The sequence below is a fragment of the Roseivirga sp. genome (genome assembly GCF_034669765.1).
In the GTDB taxonomy this organism is placed as follows: domain Bacteria; phylum Bacteroidota; class Bacteroidia; order Cytophagales; family Cyclobacteriaceae; genus Roseivirga.
The window spans coordinates 115,375-139,234 of record NZ_JAXMOQ010000002.1 but is presented as its reverse complement, the minus strand read 5'-3'; the positions used below and the strand labels follow the sequence as shown (position 1 = coordinate 139,234).

The 23,860-nt window shown below is 40.6% G+C and carries 25 protein-coding genes and 1 other RNA gene; 11 read left to right on the top strand and 15 right to left on the bottom strand.

What is annotated here, in order from left to right; translation table 11 throughout:
* Both VOI17_RS03630 and VOI17_RS03625 read right to left on the bottom strand, forming a co-directional pair.
* Positions 1-747 carry a hypothetical protein gene (locus VOI17_RS03630; protein ID WP_323755880.1) on the bottom strand — a complete coding sequence of 249 codons (747 nt, stop codon included), beginning with the start codon at positions 745-747 and terminating at the stop codon, positions 1-3.
* The gene (locus VOI17_RS03625; RefSeq protein WP_323755879.1) at positions 740-1,576 is read right to left on the bottom strand and encodes an ATP-binding cassette domain-containing protein; all 837 of its coding nucleotides are present in this window, start codon (positions 1,574-1,576) and stop codon (positions 740-742) included. The genes VOI17_RS03630 and VOI17_RS03625 overlap by 8 nt, the downstream gene beginning before the upstream one ends.
* A gap of 127 nt (positions 1,577-1,703) precedes the next feature.
* Here VOI17_RS03625 and rnpB point away from each other — a divergent pair.
* An RNA gene (gene rnpB / locus VOI17_RS03620) (RNase P RNA component class A) lies at positions 1,704-2,038 on the top strand.
* Positions 2,039-2,170: 132 nt separating this feature from the next.
* Entirely contained in the window at positions 2,171-3,325 is a 1,155-nt protein-coding gene (locus tag VOI17_RS03615) for a sigma-54 dependent transcriptional regulator (RefSeq protein ID WP_323755878.1), read from the top strand.
* A 232-nt stretch (positions 3,326-3,557) separates the two neighbouring features.
* On the opposite strand, the gene VOI17_RS03610 is transcribed toward VOI17_RS03615, so the two are convergent.
* Entirely contained in the window at positions 3,558-4,547 is a 990-nt protein-coding gene (locus VOI17_RS03610) for an acyl transferase (RefSeq protein ID WP_323755877.1), read from the bottom strand.
* 72 nt (positions 4,548-4,619) lie between these two features.
* On the opposite strand from VOI17_RS03610, the gene VOI17_RS03605 reads away from it, so the two are divergent.
* On the top strand, positions 4,620-5,396 hold the full coding sequence (locus VOI17_RS03605) for a hypothetical protein (protein ID WP_323755876.1): 777 nt from the start codon (positions 4,620-4,622) through the stop codon (positions 5,394-5,396).
* A gap of 18 nt (positions 5,397-5,414) precedes the next feature.
* Here VOI17_RS03605 and VOI17_RS03600 read toward each other — a convergent pair whose 3' ends face one another.
* On the bottom strand, positions 5,415-6,287 hold the full coding sequence (locus VOI17_RS03600) for a helix-turn-helix transcriptional regulator (RefSeq protein ID WP_323755875.1): 873 nt from the start codon (positions 6,285-6,287) through the stop codon (positions 5,415-5,417).
* A gap of 102 nt (positions 6,288-6,389) precedes the next feature.
* Here VOI17_RS03600 and VOI17_RS03595 point away from each other — a divergent pair, with 102 nt between their 5' ends.
* The 3 genes from VOI17_RS03595 (at position 6,390) to VOI17_RS03585 (ending at position 9,023) form a co-directional block, all read left to right on the top strand.
* Positions 6,390-6,785, top strand: coding sequence for a hypothetical protein (locus VOI17_RS03595; RefSeq protein ID WP_323755874.1), 396 nt, complete (start codon positions 6,390-6,392; stop codon positions 6,783-6,785).
* A 74-nt stretch (positions 6,786-6,859) separates the two neighbouring features.
* Positions 6,860-7,579: a pseudouridine synthase gene (locus VOI17_RS03590; RefSeq protein ID WP_323755873.1), complete on the top strand. Its 720-nt coding sequence runs from the start codon at positions 6,860-6,862 to the stop codon at positions 7,577-7,579.
* Positions 7,580-8,369: 790 nt separating this feature from the next.
* Positions 8,370-9,023, top strand: a complete 654-nt coding sequence (locus VOI17_RS03585; RefSeq protein WP_323755872.1) for a DUF2306 domain-containing protein — start codon at positions 8,370-8,372, stop codon at positions 9,021-9,023.
* On the opposite strand, the gene VOI17_RS03580 is transcribed toward VOI17_RS03585, so the two are convergent.
* Positions 8,995-11,196 carry a radical SAM protein gene (locus tag VOI17_RS03580; RefSeq protein WP_323755871.1) on the bottom strand — a complete coding sequence of 734 codons (2,202 nt, stop codon included), beginning with the start codon at positions 11,194-11,196 and terminating at the stop codon, positions 8,995-8,997. The genes VOI17_RS03585 and VOI17_RS03580 overlap by 29 nt on opposite strands.
* Before the next feature lie 236 nt (positions 11,197-11,432).
* Here VOI17_RS03580 and VOI17_RS03575 point away from each other — a divergent pair, with 236 nt between their 5' ends.
* From VOI17_RS03575 to arsB, 5 genes are all read left to right on the top strand, one after another.
* Complete coding sequence (locus tag VOI17_RS03575) at positions 11,433-12,437, top strand: NAD-dependent epimerase/dehydratase family protein (protein ID WP_323755870.1); 1,005 nt, start codon at positions 11,433-11,435, stop codon at positions 12,435-12,437.
* Positions 12,438-12,638: 201 nt separating this feature from the next.
* Entirely contained in the window at positions 12,639-12,971 is a 333-nt protein-coding gene (locus tag VOI17_RS03570) for a metalloregulator ArsR/SmtB family transcription factor (RefSeq protein WP_323755869.1), read from the top strand.
* Between the two features lie 42 nt (positions 12,972-13,013).
* Positions 13,014-13,481 (top strand): DUF6428 family protein, encoded by a 468-nt coding sequence (locus VOI17_RS03565; protein ID WP_323755868.1) that lies wholly within the window; start codon positions 13,014-13,016, stop codon positions 13,479-13,481.
* A gap of 19 nt (positions 13,482-13,500) precedes the next feature.
* On the top strand, positions 13,501-14,130 hold the full coding sequence (locus VOI17_RS03560; protein ID WP_323755867.1) for a protein-tyrosine-phosphatase: 630 nt from the start codon (positions 13,501-13,503) through the stop codon (positions 14,128-14,130).
* A complete protein-coding gene (arsB, locus tag VOI17_RS03555) occupies positions 14,127-15,161 on the top strand; it encodes an ACR3 family arsenite efflux transporter (RefSeq protein ID WP_323755866.1) in 1,035 nt (344 codons plus the stop codon). Before VOI17_RS03560 ends, arsB begins: the two co-directional genes overlap by 4 nt.
* Before the next feature lie 252 nt (positions 15,162-15,413).
* On the opposite strand, the gene VOI17_RS03550 is transcribed toward arsB, so the two are convergent.
* From VOI17_RS03550 to VOI17_RS03510, 10 genes are all read right to left on the bottom strand, one after another.
* A complete protein-coding gene (locus VOI17_RS03550; RefSeq protein ID WP_323755865.1) occupies positions 15,414-15,890 on the bottom strand; it encodes a Dps family protein in 477 nt (158 codons plus the stop codon).
* Positions 15,891-15,908: 18 nt separating this feature from the next.
* Positions 15,909-16,226, bottom strand: a complete 318-nt coding sequence (locus VOI17_RS03545; protein ID WP_323755864.1) for a rhodanese-like domain-containing protein — start codon at positions 16,224-16,226, stop codon at positions 15,909-15,911.
* A 5-nt stretch (positions 16,227-16,231) separates the two neighbouring features.
* Positions 16,232-16,516, bottom strand: coding sequence for a rhodanese-like domain-containing protein (locus tag VOI17_RS03540; RefSeq protein WP_323755863.1), 285 nt, complete (start codon positions 16,514-16,516; stop codon positions 16,232-16,234).
* 113 nt (positions 16,517-16,629) lie between these two features.
* Positions 16,630-17,667 (bottom strand): cytochrome d ubiquinol oxidase subunit II, encoded by a 1,038-nt coding sequence (gene cydB / locus VOI17_RS03535; RefSeq protein WP_323755862.1) that lies wholly within the window; start codon positions 17,665-17,667, stop codon positions 16,630-16,632.
* A 5-nt stretch (positions 17,668-17,672) separates the two neighbouring features.
* The gene (locus VOI17_RS03530; RefSeq protein ID WP_323755861.1) at positions 17,673-19,043 is read right to left on the bottom strand and encodes a cytochrome ubiquinol oxidase subunit I; all 1,371 of its coding nucleotides are present in this window, start codon (positions 19,041-19,043) and stop codon (positions 17,673-17,675) included.
* A gap of 61 nt (positions 19,044-19,104) precedes the next feature.
* Positions 19,105-19,350 (bottom strand): hypothetical protein, encoded by a 246-nt coding sequence (locus VOI17_RS03525; RefSeq protein WP_323755860.1) that lies wholly within the window; start codon positions 19,348-19,350, stop codon positions 19,105-19,107.
* Positions 19,351-19,364: 14 nt separating this feature from the next.
* Positions 19,365-19,994 carry a Crp/Fnr family transcriptional regulator gene (locus VOI17_RS03520; protein WP_323755859.1) on the bottom strand — a complete coding sequence of 210 codons (630 nt, stop codon included), beginning with the start codon at positions 19,992-19,994 and terminating at the stop codon, positions 19,365-19,367.
* Positions 19,995-20,105: 111 nt separating this feature from the next.
* The gene (locus tag VOI17_RS17990) at positions 20,106-20,309 is read right to left on the bottom strand and encodes a DUF2892 domain-containing protein (RefSeq protein ID WP_416376043.1); all 204 of its coding nucleotides are present in this window, start codon (positions 20,307-20,309) and stop codon (positions 20,106-20,108) included.
* A 10-nt stretch (positions 20,310-20,319) separates the two neighbouring features.
* Positions 20,320-20,631, bottom strand: a complete 312-nt coding sequence (locus VOI17_RS03515) for a hypothetical protein (protein WP_323755858.1) — start codon at positions 20,629-20,631, stop codon at positions 20,320-20,322.
* Between the two features lie 10 nt (positions 20,632-20,641).
* Complete coding sequence (locus VOI17_RS03510) at positions 20,642-23,848, bottom strand: efflux RND transporter permease subunit (RefSeq protein ID WP_323755857.1); 3,207 nt, start codon at positions 23,846-23,848, stop codon at positions 20,642-20,644.
* Between the last annotated feature and the right edge of the window lie 12 nt (positions 23,849-23,860).

Genomic DNA, 23,860 nt, shown 5'->3' with positions numbered 1-23,860 from the left:
TTAAGCTTCTTTTTCCTTGAGTTTCAAAAACACTAGTAGTGAAAAAACTACCCCCACGGGAATGGTTAAGAAATGCCAATTGTACACTACCGAGCTGTAAAAAAGTTTATTCATGGCTAATTCATCTGTTCCTTTTGAGTAATCAAAATTCAACCAAGCAACGTAGAATATTAGAGCTATCACGGCCGCAACCAATAACGCCCACAATATTATTTTCATTAAAGGAGTCTTTTGGAAAGTGACAGCAGCAAACAGCAATATGGTTTGAATGAAAAAGTAAACCATTAAGCCTAAACCATAGGGTGCTATGTTGAAACTAAAAGGCATAAAAAAGGCCTGAGAAATATTATTCAAAACACCATTCACGATAACTGAAAACAGCCAATAGCTTAGTAAAAAGAACAATGGATAAACCAAAGTGGTAAGTAAAACCTCGCTACTAAACTTCTCTGAATTACTGGCCGGAATCATTAAGTAATCAATAGTTCCTTGCTTAGAGCGAAATCGAATAAAGCTACTACCAGTGAAAATAAAGCCTGAAATATAGAGTGACAGAACAAACAAGTATTCATGTAGACTGAAGACCATATCATTGTAGTAAACATCCATATTCCAGTATATCACTATAAATAATATGGCAAAGCCCAAACCAATGCAGGCAGTATAGAGCATTCGTTTCAGGTTGAGGTGAAGTGTAAGCTTTACTAGGCTGGTCAACCTTTGTAGACTAATCGTTGAATTATTCATGAGTTGTTGTTTTGAATTTTTCGGGATGAGCAACAATGCCAGAAAAGAGTAACTCTAAATCAATTTTAGATTCCAGATTCCCTTGTGACGGAACAATGGCCTTTCCGTTGCCTACTCCCCTTTCATGGTAGAGCCATTGGGTAGAATCTGGAACGGCATCAGTGGACACAAAGTCGTATTGGTTAGAAATGTCTTCTGTGCTCTTATTGAAAATAATAGCGCCATTATTAAGCACTAAAACCCTATCAATCAAGTTCCCCAAATCACGGACTTGATGGGTAGAAATAAGAATAAGTTTGTCATCGGTCATGCTGGAGGCCACCAGTTTTCGGAATACGCTTTTCGAAGGAATATCCAGTCCGTTGGTGGGTTCATCAAAGACCAATAGCGAACAACCCGTAGCCAAACCGAATGAAATGTAGAACTGCTTTTTCTGGCCGTAGGATAAGTTTTTAAGGTTCTCAGATGGATCGATCCCGAAACTGGTCATGTTTGAAGCAAATGCCTCATGATCGAACTTGGGATAGAATGGCGCATAGAGGGCCACATGCTTGTCCATTCGAAGGTTAGACTCTTCAATTTCTTCGGGCAGAAAATAAACATTGCTTAAAAACTGAGGACTACGTTTTGAAGGAGTCTCCCCCAGCATTTGACATTCGCCAACTTTAGGATAAAGCAAGCCCGTGAGTATTTTAATAAGGCTTGTCTTGCCCGCTCCATTCTTCCCCAATAAGCCAACAATATTCCCTTGACCCAACTCAAGATTGAGTTCATGAAATAGCACCTTTTTCTTGACGTAATGAAATGATAAGTTTTTGACTGAGATCATATTTTAGTGTATTAGACAACTAGTACACTGCAACAATATGAAAAAGAAATTTCAGATGCAAACACTTTTGTAATTTCATTCTAATGATCACTGTATTAAACATCATTGTTTCCCTACCTTTGCAGCTGATACAAGCCACCTTATCGCTGCGACTAGAGTAATCGAAATCGGAGAGGAAAGTCCGGGCACCATAGGGAAGCATAGCGGCTAACGGCCGTCATCCACCGAAGCGTTAGCGAAGGCGGAGAGGACAAGTGCAACAGAAAGTATGTACAGGTAATGCTGTAGTGAAACCAGGTAAACTCTATGCGGTGAAATGTCACATATACCTGCTTTTGAGGGTTCCCGCCCAATGCAGGAGGGTAGGCAGATGGACCCCGCCAGTAATGACGGGGCTAGATAAATGATAAGGGCCTTGACCTAGTTGAGGAACAGAACCCGGCTTATCGGCTTGTATCTTTTTTTCTTCTTTGGGTTTATATTAGCAATCCGCATATAATTCCATTTGAGTTCTAAGCAGAAACATTAATTTCGCTTATTGTTGGCACGAAGAATGTCCAATGTAATTTTTCAAAAATACTAACCCATCACAAAATGGCCAAGATTCTAATCATCGATGACGAACAAAGTATCCGCAGCACCCTGCGCGAAATTCTTGAATACGAAAACTACACCATCGATGAAGCCAAAGATGGCCAAGAGGGTTTAGAAAAACTGATTGCGGACAAATACGACATTGCCCTTTGCGATGTTAAAATGCCTAAAATGGACGGTATTGAGCTTTTGGAACGTGTTCAAATGGCAGGTATTGACACCCAGTTCATTATGATTTCGGCACATGGGACCATAGAAACTGCTGTGGACGCTACAAAAATGGGTGCCTTTGACTTTGTTCCTAAGCCGCCAGATTTAAACCGACTTTTGCTTACCGTAAAAAACGCACTGGAGAAATCATCTTTAGTAACGGAGACCAAAACCCTCAAAAAGCGACTTTCCAAAAAGTATGAAATGGTGGGAGAATCTTCCGCTTTGAAAGACATTATTGAAATGATGGACAAGGTAGGCCCTACCGATGCCCGTGTTTTAATTACTGGTCCAAATGGAACAGGTAAAGAATTGGTGGCCCATGGAGTTCATGAAAGAAGCAATCGTGCAAAAGCGCCATTTGTAGAAGTCAACTGCGCTGCAATTCCTTCTGAACTCATTGAAAGTGAATTATTTGGCCACGAAAAAGGGTCTTTTACTTCTGCCATCAAACAGCGTATTGGTAAATTTGAACAAGCCAATGACGGCACACTTTTTCTGGACGAAATTGGAGACATGAGCCTTTCGGCACAAGCCAAAGTATTGAGGGCTTTACAGGAACATAGAATCACCCGTGTAGGCGGTGATAAGGACATTAATGTAAATGTTCGTGTTTTGGCGGCCACGAACAAAGACTTGAAAAAGGAAATTGCTGAAGGCCGTTTCCGTGAAGATTTATACCACAGGTTGGGTGTTATTCTAATTGCCGTACCGGCCTTAAAAGACCGAAAAGAAGATATTCCGCTTTTGGTAGATAAATTTCTGCAAGACATTGCCAACGAATACGGCAATAAAAAGAAGGCGATCGAAGATAGCGCTATTGAAGAACTTCAGAAATACGATTGGTCAGGAAACATACGAGAATTACGCAATGTAACCGAACGATTGATCATTATGGCTGGTGATGTTATTGGTGACGAAGATGTGAAAAAGTATCTGATCTAATCAGAAACGGGCTTTCTTCACGTCTTTATTATACTCTACATCCGCCTTAGTGTAGGCTGGGCACGCATGTTGGGTACAAGACGATATGCCCATAATTAATACGACTAACAAAAGGGCTAATAACTTAAATTTCTTCATTACTCAATTTTGAAATGGCAAATTTAAAAAATTCCAATGGTTTCAATAGTAAAATCTCAACTTTCAATCAAAACGGGTTGAAGTAGATAATATTTCAACCCACCATTAAGTTACATCCGCGAACATCTGAGTTATCGATTCTACCCAAAACCTCAAAACTACCATCAGAATACACCTTGCCTAAATCTTTGGTTTCAATAAAAGAGCAACTGTGTAGATTAGCCAAATCGACTACGTTTATACCACCGCTGCGCACTTGATTCGTTACTGTAAGCGGATCATTGATGTCTCTAGTGAGAATTTTCATGGTATAACCACAGCGAAAGATTCCTTTTCCTTGAGAGTAGCCCTGCGATAATAATTCAGTCATTCCATACTCTGAATGAATATTATGTACCCCAAAACCAGACTTTAACATTTCGTGTACCTCGTCTCTTACCAGCTCTTCCCTCCTGCCCTTCATTCCACCCGTTTCCATCACAATCAGTTCGGGGAAATTCATTTGGTATTGCTCAACAAAATCAAGCAAGCCAAAAGTAACACCTAATAAAATCGTCTTTCTGCCTTCTGCTTTACACTTTAAAAGTGTATCGTAAAGTTCTTGTGAATTATTAAGGAAGAAGCCAGAAGATGGATCTTCCGAAATGTCAATAAATCTATTGGCCATGGCCACAAGACTAGAATTACTCCTTTCTAAATAAGAAGGCAGCAGGGCCAAAACCGTATAATCCTTTACTTCACCATAGGTTTTAGTGAAGATTTGAGTTGCTATTTTTAAATAGAACTCGTCATTAGCGACCCAATGTTTACTGGTAGTTTGCCCGGTAGTCCCACTGCTTTCATAACAAATATCGGATTGCCAATCGCCTGATTTGATGGTATGGACTTTAAAAAACTCAATGGGCAAAAAAGGAATCTGTTCAAGTTTAGTCACCAGCTCAGTGGCTACCCCCAGATGGTTCACAAAATCACGATAAATAGGATTCGTTTTGTGCTGAAGTCTGAAAATATTCAATGCCAGTGATTCAAATGAGTTTTCATCGACATAAAAAATTCGCTCATATAAACTTTTCGCAGTATCCATTCGTTAATCAGTCGGCCCTTGGTAGAGCATTAGGGCAAATATGCCTATAATTGTATTGAGTTATAAAAGCTGATGGAGTTAAGTTTTCAAAAACATTATAAAATCATTCTTTCGATTGCGCTATTCGGGCTTGTATTGGCCTGCAACAGACCGCCAGAGTTACCCTTAGAACCTTCAATCGGCTTTAATAAAGTCGAGTTCAAAGAAATAGTGGAAGTGATAGGATCGGCTGGTGTTGAAATTAGAACTGGTCAACTGAGCCTGTCTTTCAATATTTCGGATGGTGATGGCGACATCGGCATTGATGGAGGAGATACTGGACCCGATTACGACTTTATCACATACCCTAATGGAGCGATTGTTAAATTTGGAGAAAGGCCTGAAGACCCTCCCTTTACCTGCGTAGATTATATTAGAGAAGCTGGCGAAGGAGATAATGGCCTTGATTTAAATGGCAATGGTACGGTAACAGATACCCTAAGAATAGAGTTGAATGAAGACCGTTTCAATTTCTTCATTGATTTTTTTGTAAAAAAGAATGGCACATATCAAGAGTTGAATTTTCGAAGAATACCAGAATCAGCCAATGGAATCACGTTGTGTGGCGAAATCCCTTTCGATAGTCGAATCCCCTGCCTTTCAAATGAAGATGATGCATGCTCAGCAGTATCCAAAAACGCTGGTCCCATTGAAGGTGTAATTAAGTACGATATGAAATCAGGGCTTTTTCTTCCTGTCTTTAGAACTGACACAATTAAGATAGTTTTCCAAATCCAAGACAGGGCATTAAACCGCAGTAACGTTGTAGAAACCCCCGAATTCACTTTACAAAGCGCGAGAATAGACTAGTTTTAGCCACAGGTACTTTTAAGTCATATAGCTCTTTCTAAATTCTTGAGGGGTCTGTCCTGTGTTCTTTTTGAACAGTCTGGAAAAATAGGAATAATCGGTATAACCTAGCTCATTTGCGATTTCAGCAATGCTCAAATCCTTGAACATGAGCAAGCGCTTAGACTCCAGCAACACACGCCCCGTAATCACTTGACTAACGGATATCCCAAGTACTTGATTACAGATCCGGTTTAAATGTTTTAGTGAAACATTGAGTAATTCCGCATATTCCGAAGGTGACTTTCGATACAAAAACTGCGCTTCCACCAGTTGCTCGAAGGTCTTGATTGTGCTGCCATACCGAGAAATTCCTTCCACCTTATTACTCGAAGGATGATAAGCACGGGTTAAAGCCACATAAACCAAGGTAATCAGTGCATGAATTCTTAACGATTTATGCTCCTTCTCCTCATGAAATTCATCCAGCATGGATTGACAAATTCCAACCAAGGATGCCAGCGTTTCAGGATCTAAAATAATTTCAGGCGTATTTTGATTCGAATAGAAAAAGGGAAATCTGTCCAATTCAAATTGATTATCTCTGAGCAGATAAAACTCCTTAGAATGAGAAAAAACATACCCTTTGACATCATCCGAAAGCTTCCATTGATGCATTTGACCTGGGCTTAAAACGAAAAAACTACCAGGCTCCACTTTATAACTCTGAAAGTCTATTTCATGAACCCCAGAACCTTCTGTAAACAATACATTTAAGTAGAAATCATGCTTGTGAGGAAGAAAAATCACGCTATGGTGATCAACAAGGTGCTTCTTCAAATCATTCACATACACGCCATTTCCTTGACTGAGCAAAAATTGATCGAGATGTAGTACAGGGATGTTTTCCATATTTCAATTTTGTAAAAATGTCTTTATTATCCTATTAATAGCACTCTTTGTAACAGTCCATTTTAATAGTAAACCATAACTTTGTGGCATAATTAGTAACCTATGAGTAGATTCAACGCACTGAGGAAAGGTAAATGCCCAAAATGCGAAACGGGGAAAGTTTTTATCACCAATGGAAACATACTCAAACTAAAAGGGCCAGTAATGCACGACAACTGCCCCCATTGCAACTATAAGTTTGAGCGTGAGCCGGGCTATTTCTATGGTGCCATGTTTATGAGTTACGGAATTACCATGGCTGAAGCATTGGCAACTTTTGTGATCATACAAATATTCAACCTGGATCTTTCAGTAGATGGTATAATGGCGGTCATTATCGCTGTAATCTTGATTTTCATTTTCCCCAACTACAAATTATCTCGAATACTTTGGATGTACATCTTTACCAAAAAAGAAGAAACTGACCCCGCAGACAAAATAGAAAGGCTTAAAATTTGAATTAAATAGGCTTTAGAATACCTTTCCATCATTCAGTTTGAAACCAATTTACTGACAGGTTCAGGCTTTATTATATGGAAGAAGTTATTCAAGACACCCACGATTCTACACCACTCGAAATCCTTTATCAAGATGAAGAGATAGTGGCCATTAATAAACCCAATGGCTTGCTCGTGCATCGGTCTCCTATTGCTACCAATACCAATGTTTTTGCCGTACAAGAACTCAGAAACCAAATTGGGCAGAAGGTCTCTCCTGTCCATAGATTAGATAGGAAAACTTCAGGCATTCTCTTGTTTGCGCTAAACCCTGAAAGTCTCACCCATTTACAGTCTCAGTTTGAAAACAGAACGGTTCACAAAGTATATCACGCTATTGTTCGAGGTTATACCGAAGATGAAGGCATTATTGATTACCCACTGACCAACGACAAAGGCAAAACGCAAGAGGCCATTACACGCTACAAAACCTTAGAACGCACAGAAGTGCCCGTAGCTTTTGGTAAGCATACCACCTCACGTTATTCTTTAGTAGAGGTATATCCAGAAACTGGCCGAATGCATCAAATCCGAAAACATTTTGCGCACATCCTACATCCCATTATTGGTGACCGCCCTCATGGCTGCAACAAACAGAACAAGCTCTTTCTAGAAAAATGGAATTTAACCGAAATGCTGCTCCATGCCATTGAAATAGAGTTTGAACATCCGGTTTCTGGTGAAAAAATTCGTCTTAAAGCCGATTACCAAAGTGAGTTTAAGAGGATGTTGGAGAGTTTAGTGTTTAATGTTTAAGGCTGTCTTACCATAGCCCCCTATCACAAATTCTGCTGATTAATCAAGGACTCTGTCCGCCAAAATGGTTAAAACCATTGTACAAATAAATTTATACAAATAGCCCACGGTTTAAACCGTGGGCTATAGAACCACCTCTTTGCGGTTAAAGAATATATTACCCAAATCAACACTCTCTGTGTTACTGAAAAAACCCGAACTTCTCGGAGCCTACAGGGATGACTGAAAAGCATGCTATTTGCACTCTCCTTTTGGTCCTGAGGGGTACCGTTCGCAGGATCTTTAGCAGATGAGAAGCGAAGGAACTAAAGTTATCTCGCCCCTTCAGGGCTTAGTTATTCATTTACTGATAAGGAATGGGTTACACCCATTCCTATGATATTTCGCCCCGTTGGGGCTTATTGTGCGGTCTATTCTTATTTGCGCAAAATAATATTAACTCACTCGGGTCATTAATGGCAAAGCATTTTAATATCCTCAGCCCTGAAAGGGCGAAATATCAAAACGAAGGGCGCAGCCCTTCGGAAAACAGAACCCAGATCATATAGAAGTCCTGTAGGGACGAGATATTAAACCTTTGTGTTACTCTATGCACTTTTCAAATAATAAAGCCCCATTTTGAGGTTTTCCCATAGACTCCTTGTCTTCGAGGTTTCACACTTCACAAGTCAAGGCTACCGTGTCGCTTAGCATAAACTTACGCTATCAATAAGCCAAAAAGTATTCTTAACTTCACTTGCCTTCCAAAGCGCTGGCGCTTAATGACAAACAACCAAAACCTTTGTACTAAATGAAACAAGTTGAACGATACCTATCCTTCATTTCATGGATAATCATCATTGGTTTATCCATATATTTTTTTATCGAAAATGTAGGTGTTTATTTCACAGGATATAGAAGTGACAGTTATACCAGTAATCCACTTTGGGTAAGTACACACCTAATTGGTGGCACCTTAGCCCTATTGTTAGGGCCATTCCAATTTTCAAAATGGCTTAGAACCAAATATGTGACCTTTCACAGGCTTTCAGGTAAAATATATATCATTGGAGCTTTCATTGCAGGGTTATCTGCCCTTCGATTATCATTAATAAGCACATGTGTAACCTGTCGGGTTTCGCTTTTCATTTTAGCTATTTTGGTTCTCTTCACTACATTTTCAGCTTGGTGGTGTATAAAAAACAAAAACATTAAAGCCCATCAACAATTCATGGTTAGAAGCTACATCTGTGTGCTGTCATTCGTAGCGGTAAGAATAGGGGGAATTGTTCCATTAGACTTTTTATTCGGGCAAATAGACGATCCAACATTTGGTAGAACTGTAAATGAGTACTTCTTTTCATTTGTACCAATCATTTGTGGAGAGATATTCTTGACTTGGTTACCAGCTTTGAAGAAAACGAAAGGTAGAAAAACTACAACACCAATAAACCCTGTTCTCTGAGCGTATTGATGGGTTTAGATATCCAAAAGAGTTCGAAATCTTCGAAATGGCTTTCGTAGTCGGCTTTGATTTGGGCATAAGTGAGCAGAGGTTCATCTCCAATTTTCAGCTGCTCTAGGATGTGAATAAGCCATTCTGCTTTTTCGCCCTCAGTGGTGATGTCGAAACTTTCTCGTTTGGTGAAAAAGGTGAGCTGTGCCCTTTCTCTGGTTACTCCCTTTTTAGTTTTGGCCTGAAAAGACACCAAAGGAGCCCCACCTAACCACACAATTTTAGCGGTGGGTCTGGTGACTAATATTGGCTCATTTTCTAAACTGTTGATGATGAAGTCTCGCTTGATTTTCGTTTTTGGAATTTTAAACTCGAACCACTCTTGCAGCGGCATTTCGAAACCAATGCCATGCATAAAATTGAAAAGCGACTTCTTTAGACCAAAGCTAAATTGCTCATGGTCTACGCCAGTTTTGTCCTTGAACATCACATCGTTATTGGCAAATGATATCGACTCATAGTTGGGTGTAATTCCGTATTCAGAAGGATTGAGCCCAACGGGACTGTGGGCTGTCAATGCAAACTGATGCCAAAAACCAGACTGAATAATTCCTAATTCAAACATCTGACGCACCATTTCAAGACTGTCAATCGTTTCTTGCACGGTTTGACTTGGGTAACCATACATTAGGTAGGAATGCACCATAATACCCGTTTCTGTGAAGTTTCGGGTAACGGCCGCTACTTGTTCCACCGTTACGCCTTTATCAATCAGCGCCAAAAGTCGGTCTGAAGCTACTTCCAAACCACCTGAAATAGCGATACAACCCGAAGCTTTCAGTAATGCACAAAGGTCCGCTGTAAAGCTCTTTTCAAAGCGGATGTTCGTCCACCAAGTAATGGTCAGCTTGCGTCTGATAATCTCAATCGCCATTTCGCGCATTAAAGCTGGCGGTGCCGCTTCATCCACAAAATGAAATCCCCTCTCCCCTGTTTGTGCAATCAATTCTTCCACCCGGTCCACCAAAAGTTTAGCGGTGAGTGGCTCGTAACGCTTGATATAATCGAGGGAAATATCACAGAAAGTGCATTTCCCCCAATAGCAACCATGTGCCATGGTGAGCTTATTCCATCGCCCATCACTCCACAGGCTGTGCATTGGGTTGGCAATCTCAATCACCGAAATGTATTTATCGAGCATTAGGTCTGAATAATCAGGCGTGCCCAATTGGCTCTGTGGAAAATCGTTTTGAATGGAGCTGTCGTTATACACCACTTCCCCATTTCCCTTCAGAAAAGTTCTTTTAAAGATATTGAAGTCTGGATTTTCAGGTTTCGGATTAAGCACATTAGAAGTTAAAAGCGCAATCGGTAGTTCGCCATCGTCTAGCGTAATGTAATCGAAGAAGTCAAAAACGCGCACGTCCTTCACCGTTCTCAATTCGGTATTGGGAAAACCACCACCCATCGAAACTTTCATCGCTGGATAATTGGCCTTGATGAACTGTGCACAGCGGAAAGCGCTGTACAGGTTACCAGGGAAAGGCACAGAAATACAAACCAATTTAGGTTGATGTGTTTTCAGTCTTTCTTCCAGAATTTTGATGGTGATTTGATCGACATAAGTGAGCGGAGTCTGTAGTTGTTTATACAGTTCATCGAATGCATTGGCACTTTGCCCCAGCCTTTCCGCATAGCGACTGAACCCAAAATTCTCATCAATACAATCAATAATGAAATCAGAGATATCTTCCAGATACAAAGTCGCTAAATGCTTTGCGCGGTCTTGCATGCCCATAGCTCCAAAAGCCCAATCTAAATCATATACTTGCTCGAATCTAGCCGCTTCTGGCAAAAAGGACTCTGAGCATATCTGACGAGCGAAAGTTTGATTCTTGTCTTGTAGAAAGGATATTACTCCTTCTATCGTATTTAGGTATTCTTCCCTCAGCGCATAAATTCGTTCCGAATTTTCAGTATTGATTCGGTCGTTTTCTTCAGCATAAGAAAATAAATACTGAAGGCTTTCCTTCGAGAATAATTCCAGAATCACTTCAATTCCCAAGTCCATTTGAAAGGAAGAAATCGACTTGGTATTTAGAAAACCCTTGAGGTAAGCCGTGGCCGGATAAGGCGTATTCAGCTGGGTAAATGGAGGCGTAATAAGAAGTAGATCTTTCAAGCAATTGACTTAAATCATACCATCAACCTGACAGCACAGCGCAAAACTCGATAAAAATTCCGAGACTAGACACGGTTTATGGCAGAGAAAGCATGACCCCATGGTTTAAATTCATAGTTTTGCCACCAGTTGGAAAACAGTTTTTCAACCTAAAACAATTGGTCTATTTTTTCGCTTTAGGTGGCAATGGTTGAAGAACAGCTTATGTCATTTCTAACTTTTCTACGCTTAAATTCATGAACAAAGAACTCTCTCTCGTTACTGGAGCGAACGGCCATTTGGGCTACAACCTGACTCGTCTTCTGCTTTCCAAAGGACATACAGTTCGCGCCACACTTAGAAATCTGAAAAAGGCAGATGCTTTAAATCAACTAGGCTGCGAAGTACAACATGCCGATTTGATGGACAAGGGCTCGCTAGTGAAGGCATTTGAAGGCGTCACTTATCTCTATGCCGTAGGTGCTACTTTCGAAATGTGGTCGAAAAATCCGCAAAAAGAAGTCTACGAGAATAATGTTACGGGCACAAGAAACCTATTTGAAGCCGCTGCTAAAGCTGGCGTTAAAAACATTCTCTATATCAGTTCAATAGCGGCATTAAACTATTCAATTCTTCCAGCACAAGAGAAAAACGGCTATAATAACGACCGCAGCAGCTGGTATTACAAGTCAAAAAACGATTCGGATAAATTGGCGCTTTCGTTGGGAAAAGAATACGGAATCAGGACGGTGTTGGTCTTACCTTCCGCCATGATTGGCAGCAAAGCCCACAGACTGAACTATAGCAACAGATTGGTATGGCAAATTCTTCAAGGTGATGTTCCCGTAGAAACCAATATTTCACTGAACTGGATTGATGTGAAAGATGTAGCGCTCGGAAGCTACTATGCCATGTCAAAAGGCAGAGATGGCGAAAGGTATACCTTGGCTAATGAAAAGCACACTACTGTGAAAGAATCGGTTCAAATTGCAGCCAAACTATACCCAGAACTGAAACTCAGGATCCCCAAGAAAGTACCGAAGTTCTTACTCTATATGGTTGCGGGCGGAATGGAGCTAATGAGTAAAATCACTGGAAAAGAACCTTTATTGCAGCGTCACTACCTCGATATGTTCTATGGTTTAAAGCTGGATTACGATATCAGTAAAGCCAAGACAGAATTGGGTTTTGAGCCTACCCCAGCCAAAGAAGCACTTGAAAATGCCTTTAGGTATTTGAAGGAGGAATGGACTAGGAGGTAGTTATTGGTAGATTGGTTAAGAGTTATGGGTGAATAGAGTTTCGACCAAAAGAGCAATTGTTATAATCGCTCACTAATACCCCTAGCCCCCTTTTTCTTAGGGGGAATTAGTGCAATCAGCGAGCTGTGTTTAAAAATAAAGCAAGAACCCATTGTGAAACCAAAACTCTATCGTAATATTGCAATGAATAAATAATAAAGCATGGGCGTTACTAAGTCTGAAATATTTACTGAAGAGCAAAACAGGATTTCCATGATTGCGAAAGCCTTTGGTCATCCGGCCAGGGTAGCTATTCTTCAACATCTTTTTAAAATGAACACTTGTGTTTGTGGTGATTTGGTGGAAGAAATTGGCTTGGCGCAACCTACCATTTCTCAGCATTTGAAAGAACTCAAAAACTTGGGCTTGATCAAAGGAAATGTGGAAGGAACGAGCGTTTGCTATTGTATTGACCAAGAAGCTTGGGCAAACATGCAGCAATTATTCAGTCAGTTTTTAAACCCAAACTTCGATACCCCTGACGGGTGTTGCTAAAAAATAGTTTCTATTAATCGTAACATTGCAATAAATAATATTATGAAAATCTCAGAAATCAAAAATCATCTTAGCACATTGAATCAAATCGCTTTCGAATTGCCTGATGGCAGCTTAGTACCGAGTCACTTTCACGTTACCGAAGTCGGACAAGTCAGCAAACATTTCATTGACTGTGGTGGCACTGTAAGAAATGAAGAAGTAGCTAATTTCCAATTGTGGGAAGCCAATGATTATGATCACAGACTTCACCCAGAAAAACTAGTTCATATTATTGAGCTGTCAGAGAGAATTCTTGGCTTGAAGGATTTAGAAATTGAAGTAGAGCATCAAGGCGCTACGATTGGTAAATATGGCCTTGATTTTAATGGCACCAACTTCCTATTGACCAATAAGCAAACCGCTTGCTTAGCGATGGATAAATGTGGTATTCCTCCCGAAAAGCCAAAAGTTAAATTAAGCGAAGTTCAAACTGCTGGAGCATGTACGCCAGGCGGAGGGTGCTGCTAATCCATAAATCAACCTAATCATGAGCAATCCCAACACATCACTCCTACCGAATATTGAGGAATTCATTTCTTCAATATCGGTAAATCAAATTTCAGGTGAACGAAAAGCCGTTCTTCAACCCTTGCTTTACTACATTCAAGAAAAGCATGATCATAATGAAGCAGCACAACTCAACTTCATTTGTACCCACAACTCGCGCAGAAGTCAACTAACGCAAGCTTGGGCAAAAGCCATGTCGGTTTATTTTGAAATTGATATTGACAGTTTTTCTGGCGGTGTAGAAGTTACCGCCTTTAATGAAAGTGCTATCAATGCGTTGATCAACAGTGGGTTTAAAGTAGAAATGGAAGGAGAAACCAACCCTAAGGTGAAACTTACTTTTTCAGAAAATCATGCTCCTCTGGCCATGTTCTCCAAAAAATTTGATGATGCCATCAATCCAGCTGAGGATTTTGCAGCGATTATGACTTGCTCAGATGCTGATGCCAATTGCCCGTTTATTGCTGGGGCAGAAAAACGAATTCCCGTAAAGTATGACGACCCAAAACTGTATGATGGTACTTCAGAAGAGGCCGCCAAATATGCAGAGCGCAGTCGACAAATAGCCACAGAGATGTTCTACATTTTCTCTCAAATCAAAAAATCATGAGTCAACCAAAAAAACTAGGCTTTCTAGACAGTTACCTTACCCTTTGGATTTTTATTGCCATGGGACTAGGAGTAGCATTGGGCTATTTTATTCCCTCCATTCCGGAAGTAATCAATTCTTATAGCAGTGGATCGACCAATATCCCAATTGCCATAGGGCTGATTCTAATGATGTATCCGCCATTGGCGAAAGTGAATTACGGACTGCTTCCTAAGGTTTTTAAAAACGTCAAAATCCTTTCAATATCCTTGATTTTAAACTGGATAATCGGGCCGGTTTTGATGTTCATTTTGGCCATTACTTTTCTTCAGGATTACCCTGAATACATGGTTGGTCTAATTCTGATTGGTTTGGCCAGGTGTATCGCTATGGTGTTGGTTTGGAACGATTTGGCCGAAGGCAGTAGCGAATACGGTGCTGGTTTAGTGGCCTTGAACAGCATCTTCCAAGTGTTTGCTTATAGCTTTTACGCATGGCTCTTCATTACCGTGCTTCCACCCTACTTCGGTTTCGAAGGTGCGATTGTCGACATTTCGATTGTAACCATTGCAGAAAGTGTTGCCATCTATTTGGGCATCCCCTTTTTAGCTGGAATGTTAAGCCGACTTATCTTGGTGAAGCTTAAGGGTGAGCATTGGTATACTACCAAGTTTATCCCCACCATTTCGCCCATGACCCTAATTGCCTTGCTCTTTACCATCGTGGTAATGTTCTCGCTCAAAGGTGAATTGATCGTTGAGATTCCTATGGACGTTTTGGTGATTGCTGTTCCATTACTGATCTATTTTACACTCATGTTTATCATAGGTTTCTTTTTCAGTAAAGCCATGGGAGCCGAATACGATAAGAATGCAGCAATTTCGTTCACGGCTGCTGGAAACAACTTCGAGCTGGCCATAGCAGTAGCCATTGCTGTCTTCGGACTTAATTCAGGACAAGCTTTCGCTGGAGTTGTTGGGCCTCTGGTAGAAGTACCTGCCCTGATTCTATTGGTTCGGGTTTCTTTTTGGTTGAAGAAGAAATATTACTAAGTCAATTTCACTAAGAATAGAAGAGGCTCATTTCTCATCATTTTAATGTATTGTAAGATTAAGAATACTCACTACTTCTTGTATTCATAATTGTTCAAAAGTCAATCGAGCTCACTTTCAAGTTGAACGAAGCCTATTAGGACAGGTCGCCATCCAAAACTTCTCAACCTTACCAATAGTATAGGCTAAACAAAAAAGACTCCCTTAAAGCAATTGCTTAAGGGAGTCTTTTAATATCTGAAAACGCTATTCTTATCTATTCAGAAAGGAAGAATACATCCAAACGAGTTTCTCTTGCTCCCGAATGTAATCACTCATCAATGCGTTTGTTCCTTCGTCATTGGCGTCAGCCGATAAATCTAAAATTTGGCGCTGTAACATGATAACCATTTTGAAAGAGTTCAGAATATTTTCTACTGCCCTTACCCCATTGGTTACTTCGCTGCTTTCTTTGATAGATGAGCCTACCGCATACTTTGAATAATTGTGCTCAGGCGTATAGCCTAAGGTCAAGATTCTTTCTGCCAACTCATCAATCTTAAGTATTAAGTCATTGTAAAGCTCTTCAAATTTTATATGGAGCTCAAAAAACTTCTCGCCTTTAATGTTCCAATGCGCACCACGAGTGTTTTGATAAAAAATTGAATAATTTGCCAATAACTCATTCAGTCTTTTTGCTAGTATTTCAGCCTTTACACTTTCAATACCGATTGCATTTGTGTCATCCATAATTCCTTAGTTTAATGTCTATCTAATTTTGTACTGAAGACTTGACCAACCCCCACCGTTATACACTTGTGTATAACCATTGGATTTTAAAATATTCTTGGCCGAAGCACTTCTCATTCCCGAAGCACAACAGGTGATTATAGGCTTATCTTTGTTCTTCAACCTACTTAGGTTCGAACCCAAAGTATCAACTGAAATATTCATCGATCCTTTGATATGTCCGCCTGCAAATTCGCCCTTCGAGCGTACATCTAGAACAACAGCTCCCTGCTGAACAAGTTCCTTAAAATCCACTTTTGGACCTAAACCGAACAATCTTTTTAAACTATCTAACATAAAACTTAAGCGTTTTTAGACTGAACATAATTCACATCAAACCAACTGCCACCATTATAACATTGAATGCCATAACCTGATAGAAATTGCTCTGCTTGTCCACTACGATTTCCAGAAGCACAACACAATACCAATGGACCTTTCATGGCTTTAAGCTCTTCTATTCTTTGAGGAACTTCCTGCAAAGGAATATTCACTGAATTAGCTGCATGCCCACCTTGAAATTCTTCTGGTGAACGTACATCCACAATACTGGCATTACCCTGATTTATTAGTTCTTCAATATTCATTTCTTCTTGTTTTATTTAGTGCTTATTTTCTACTAGACAAAAGTACAACCTTGGGGCGTTAGGCTTAGTTACATTTGTTACAGAACCTGGCCTAGCACTCCCAAACACCTAGTTTAATAGCTATGGTCGTCAATCTTTACTTTCCCACGGAATGTCCAGAAAACGAAAAATGTATAAATGGCAATAAGCGGAATAGCAATCATGGCAATGATGAGCATAATACTTAAAGACTTTTCCGAAGCCGTGGAATTCATCAGAGTTAAACTGTAGTCTGGGTTAATCGAAGAGAATAACATGACTGGAAAAAGCTCAAAGGCCACCAATAACAAAAGCGAAGCAATGACTCCGGATGAGGATGCAAATGCCCATTTATACTTTTTCTTCGATACGAGTCGGGTAATATTTGCCACCAGCAATACCAAACAAGCAGGCAATATAAAGAGCCATTCTGCTTCTTTCAATTTTTCTGTAAGGTGAGGCACATACAACAAAGTATAAAAAGTGAGGTGCAACAAACTAAGCACAAAGAAGATAGTGGTGTTCTTAATAATTATGGTCAACCGTGCATAAAGGCGGCCTTCTGTTTTCATACCTAAATACAGCGCACCATGAAGCATAAATAGGGACAGAGAAGTCACTCCAGTTAATGCGCTAAAAGGGTTGATGAATGAGAAGCCCGTTTCTCTACTAAATTCACCATCCGCTCCTATGGGCATTCCTTGCAGTACATTGCCAATTACCATCCCCAAAGCAATCGCCATCACTGTACTAGAGATACTGAATGAAATGTCCCAGGTTTTTCGCCACCAAGCCATTTTTTCTTTTCCTCTAAATTCAATCGAAACGGCCCTGAAAATAATCATCACTAAAAAGAGCATTAAAGGAATGTATAGCCCTGAAAAAAGCGTGGCATATACTGGAGGAAAAGCAGCAAAAAGTACTCCTCCTGTAATTACAAGCCATACTTCGTTTCCGTCCCAAACTGGACCTATTGCATTAATCGCTAGCCTTCTGCTTTCCTCTTTTTTAAAGAACAAGTGGATGGCTCCTACGCCCATGTCGAAACCATCGAGAATCGCATAACCGGTTACTGTCGCACCCAAAATCAAAAACCACCAAGTTGTATATTCTATACCTAAAAATGTTTCCATAACGCTTAAAAGTTAGCTACTTGTTCAGATTGCTTTGGTCTATCATCTTCCATACGATCATCATAAGGCCCGTGCTTAATTTTCTTATTGAGCAGATAGATAAAGAGTACAAACAGAAGCGCGTAAACGAAGAAGAAAAGTATCAGCGTAAATAAGATTTGATTAGCAGTTACTGCCTGAGAAAAAGCTTCATCGGTTCTCAGTAAGCCATATACTACCCAAGGTTGCCTACCCATTTCTGCGGCAAACCAGCCCACCTGATTGGCAATTTGCGGAAGAAACACCGCCCAAGCCATCAACATTAAAAACCACCTGTATTGAAACAGTTTACCCTTCCACCAGAGGTAAATGGATAGAATGCTCAGGCCAATCAGCACCATACCTATGGCAATCATAATATGGTAAAACTGAAAAACCGCATTCACCTGCCCTGGGATTTCATCTTCAGGAAAATAGTCTAAGCCTTTGATGGGCGTGGTGAAATCTTGATGGATAAGGAAGGTGAGAAATTTAGGTATCTTCAACCCCGTAACCTCTTTGTTGTCGTGATCAACCCAACCAAAGAGGTACATATCGCCAACGGCCAAACTATCATAGTGTCCTTCGAAAGCAGCAAGTTTTGCAGGCTGATATTCAGCAACTCCCTCCGCTGAACGGTGCCCAGTGAACAATTGTGCAAAAGAAGCTACAATCGCTACCACCAAAGCAATTTTGAAAGCCGGTTTGGCGATTTCTAAATAGCGTCCTTTAAGTATGTAATATGCATTTACGCTAATCACCAGAAATGCCCCTGCCAGAAAAGCCCCTATCAAAACATGTGAAAGTCGGTCGACAGAAGATGGGTTAAAAACCATGGCCCAGAAATCAGTAATTTCTGCTTTCTGTTTCATTCCCTCACCCACAATTTTGAACCCTGCAGGAGTTTGTTGCCAACTATTCGCTACCACAATCCATACGGCAGAAAACATGGAGCCAAATGCTACACCGATTGTTGAAACGAAATGCACCCAAGGCTTTACTCGGTTCCAACCAAAAAGAAGAATGCCTAAAAAGCCTGATTCTAAAGCAAATGCAAAAAGACCCTCCGCAGCTAGTGCGCTCCCGAAAATATCACCTACATAGCGGGAATAAGTGGCCCAATTGGTACCAAATTCAAACTCCATCACAATTCCGGTGGCCACTCCTATACCGAAAATTAGGGCAAATATTTTGACCCAAAAACGGGTCATGGTATGGTAAATCTCCTTTTTAGTGCGGAGATACATTCCTTCCATAATGACAAGGATGACGCCCAAGCCTATGCTCAATGGCGGATAGATGTAATGGAAAGCAATGGTGAAGGCAAACTGTATTCGGGCGAGTATTTCGGTATCCATAAAGCGATAAAGTCTAATATGTTTCTTCCCTTATTTTTCTACGTGCTAACCTTGTTTCTTGTCAGCTTTTTTTCAAATATTTTATGAGTACCACAATGAAATAAACCCAAGGAGTACCATGTAAAACCAAATCAAAGTAATCCATGATTTGCATTCCATTCGCTCCTCCCATTACCCATTTTATTTTACCCCAAATGTGGGGCTCGGGCGTGTAAGGTGCCAAACCAAGTGTAAGCACCAAAACAATAGCCAACTTTAAACTTCCTTTTTCCTTTTTATCTGTTTCGCTCTGCTGACCTTTTTCCATCAATAAATCTTCGTTTACAATATTTCTATACAGTTTCTGTGCAGCTCAATTTTACCATCGGCCTCCAAACCTTTCAGCAACCTAGATACCACTACCCTAGAGGTGTTTAACTCATTGGCAATTTGCTGGTGCGTTTTCTGAATTTTGAAAGTGCCCGTGGCCTGTTGTGTATCCAGTAAATATTTCAAAAGTCTCTCGTCCATGTTATGAAAAACCACGCTATCAATAGTGGTAAGTAATTCATCAAAACGAGTTTGATAAGAACTAAAAACGAACTTTCTAAAACTCAAATATTTGATCATCCAAGCATCCAAATAGCTATTCGGAATCATCCAAACAATAGAGTCTTCTTCGGCCATTACATGAAATCCTGTGTTTCGCCCTTCCAAACAACATGCAATTGACATAGCACAAGTCTCCCCTCCTTCTAAATAATAAAGGAATACTTCATTTCGCGCCTCATCTTGACGCATCACCTTAAGCAGACCTTGCAAAACGATGGGCATTTCCCCTCCTCCTTGCTCTGAGCCGAAAATGAGTTCTCCAGCCTTTACTTTCTTTAGTCTGCCTGCAGTCCTAATTTCGTCTGCTAGCTTTTGTTCAAGACCAGAATTGGCCAACATCTTATCTAAAAGTTCATTCATATCGTCATTCAATAAATCAGCTATCTGCTGATTTAAAGATAAGGCGAAAACCCGAAAACCGTGAGGTCTAAGACAAATGAATCAACTTGTAATCAATTAAACTTGCCGTTTTTAGCAACAGGATTTTGCCGAGTCTCTTAAACCAAACTTCTTCAGGATAATATCCATCAAACACCAATTGGTAAATGATGATTGAAGCAAATTAGCGCCCACAAAAGCGGTAAACCACAACCAATTTTGATTCACATAAATTGACAATAATATGCTGACTAAAATGAAAGCACCGGCTATAGCATGTTTTACTCTTGTTACCATTATATTCTTTTTAAATGTTATTCATTCTCTTAATGTCCATTACCGCCACATGAATTTTCGACTCTGATTCTTGGCTTTCATTCAGATTTCTAATCTGCAACATTACATCGTCTACGGTGAGCATTGGCACAAAGGCATAGAACAAAACAGACTGGCGTTCGCCTATGCTTGAAGCAAACCAATTAGAAGACATGGATTCACCTTCCTGGTCTTTATAACCTGTTACATCCATATAGGAGAAGGTTTTAACTCCTGCCTTTTTTAGCAGACTTTTAATGTCTTTTTGAAAGGCCCTTGCTGCTGTGATTATTAATAATTCCATGATCGTCTGATTAATGGTTTGATGATTTATTCTCCCACTTTTTTCGTTCGGTCATATAGTAAATGAGCGGAACAACAATGAGGGTAAGCAAAGTAGAAACAATAGCCCCCGCCACTAATGAAATGGCAAGTCCCTGAAATATAGGATCGAATAGAATGATAGATGCACCAATCACTACTGCACCAGTGGTGAGCAAAATAGGTTTGGTACGCACTGCACCTGCATCTACAATGGCCTGCTTAATCGAAGCGCCTTCGTTTAATCTGATCTCAATAAAATCGATCAGCAGCACCGAATTTCTTACCATAATTCCAGCCAAAGCAATCATGCCTATAAAGGAAGTCGCAGTAAAGAACGCCCCGAGGATCCAGTGACCTAATACAATTCCCACCAGCGAAAGCGGTATGGCAATCATCATTACAATTGGCGTTTTAAAGTTCTGGAACCAGCCTACAATCAGCATGTAAATGATTACAATCACGACCAAAAAGGCAGTTCCTAAGTCTCTAAAAACCTCCATGGTGATTTGCCATTCCCCGTCCCATTTCACCGTATAATCCGACTCATCTTCGGGTTGACCCATGTACATTTCGTTCACAGAGTAGCCTTTCGGCACAGTCAAGTTTTGAATCTGCTCGGTCATGCCCAAAATAGCGTATGCCGGACTTTCCAAATCTCCAGCCATATCGGCCAAAACGTACACCACACGCTTCTGATCCTTGTGATAAATTGTGGCCTGAAGGGTGTCTTGTGTTATGGTTACTAAATCGCCCACGGTAACTAGGTTACCTTGCTGTCCTTTGATTTTAAGTCCCTGAATGTCTTGCAGACTAGATTTATCTTTATCATCTAAGGCAAGTACAATACCGACAGGGTTATTGGCATCTGGGTCATAGAAATTAGACACAGGATATTCTTGCATAAGGTAAGTGATGCTTCCCACCACTTGCTGAGGAACAACCCCGTGCATCATGGCCTTTTCACTATCTACCTCAAATCTGTATTCTGTTTGACCTGCTTCCACATTCCAGTCTACATCTACCACATCTTGTGTATTCGACAGTAAGTCTTTTACCTGGGCAGCCAGCTTAATTTGTTCTTTATAATCAGGACCATAAATCTCCGTCACCAAAGTTGAAAGTACGGGCGGGCCAGGTGGCACTTCCACCATTTTAACGTTCGCGTTATGTTTAGCAGCTATGGCCTGAATATCGGCACGTAACATTTTTGTAAGGTCATGGCTAGACAAATCACGGTCAGCCTTGTGCAACAGGTTTACTTGAATATCAGCCTGATTACTTCCTCCACGTAAATCATAATGCCTCACCAAACCATTAAAGGTAATCGGTGCCGAACTGCCTACGTAGTTCTGATAGCTCACCACTTCGGGCACATTGGATAAATACTGAGCGATTTCCTGAGTTACCGCAGCTGTACGCTCTAAGGTGGTTCCTTCTGGCATATCTACTACCACCTGAAACTCATTCTTATTATCGAAAGGCAGCATTTTAACCACTACCGACTGGTTGTAGAACATAAACATTGAGCCGAGTAGCAATACCAAAGTACCACTCAAAAGCACCCATCTTTTAGTTTTACTCTCCAGAAAAGGAAACTCTATAGATTTATAGGCTCTATAAATGAAAGTCGTTTCGTATGGCTTTTCCTCTTTATGATCTCCACTTTCCTTTACACGAAGAAAAAGATAGCCTAAGTAAGGAGTAATGGTTAAGGCAATGAACAATGAAAGGATCATGGCAATAGATGCTCCTATCGGCATTGGGCTCATATAAGGCCCCATCATCCCTGATACAAATGCCATTGGCAAAATCGCGGCAATCACTGTAAATGTGGCCAAAATAGTAGGGTTACCTACTTCGTTGATGGCGTAAATAGCAGCTTGTTTGAAAGGTAGTTTCTTTGCTTTAAAGTGCCTGTGCATGTTTTCAGCAATAATAATACTATCATCTACCACAATACCCACCACAAAAACCAAAGCAAAAAGCGTGATTCGGTTAAGCGTATAACCAAGCATGTAATAGCTGAAAAGCGTAAGGGCAAAAGTGAGCGGAACAGACAAGAATACCACTAATCCGCCTCTCCAGCCCATGGCTAGCATCACCAAAACCGTTACGGCTATAATGGCCACCCCCAAATGCAAGAGCAACTCTCCTACTTTGTGCGAAGCGGTTTCGCCATAGTTTCTGGTGATGGTTACTTCAACATCGTTCGGAATCAAGTTCTTCTTCAAACCTTCTACTTGCGTCAGGATTTTATCTGCCACTTTCATGGCATCAGCACCTTTTACTTTGGCTACAGAAATGGTAACCGCAGGGTATTCTGAAGGAAATGAAGCATATTCTTCGTTTGCCTTGCCATAACCAAACGACACATAATTACTAGAAGCCGATGGCCCATCTACAATTTTGGCCACCTGACTTAAATAAACGGGTAAGTTTTTATTCACCCCTACTACCAACCGCTCCACCTCTTCTACAGAAGAAAGGAACTTACCCGTTGTAATCAGAAATTCTTGATCGCTTTGAACAAACTTGCCCGACTGGGAACTGCTGTTGCTGGCCTGAATAATCTGCATAATCCCCATCGGATCTACGCCATTTTCAGCCATCTTATCTTTGTCCAGCACAACTTTAAGCTGTCTGGTTCTTCCGCCAATTACTTTGGTAATGGCTACATCACTTACTTTTTCAATCTCAGTAGTCAGTTCTTCTGCCAATTGTCTGAGTTGGAAATCGGTATAACTTTGGCTCCAAAGTGTAACGCCCAACATCGGCACGTCATCAATCGACCTTGTTTTCACCACAGGCGGATAAACGCCTTCGGGAAACATGTCATTATGTTTTGAGAGTTCATCGTATAGCTTAACGTATGACCGCTCTACGTCTTCACCCACATAAAACTGAACGATGAGTACCGCTTGGCCATTCATCGACATACTGTGAATGTGCTCTACACCTTTGATATTCGAGATTATTTTCTCCAAAGGCCTCACCACACGATTTTCAATTTCCGTTGGATTTGCCCCTGGATAGCCAATCATAATATCGGCCATCGGTACGATTATTTGCGGTTCTTCTTCACGCGGAATAAGAAACGAACTATATACACCAATGATCATCAACGCCACCATAAGCAATACGGTCAGCTTAGAGTTGATGAATAGATTGGCTATTTTTCCTGAAATTCCTTCTTGCATTTCTGTCTCGTT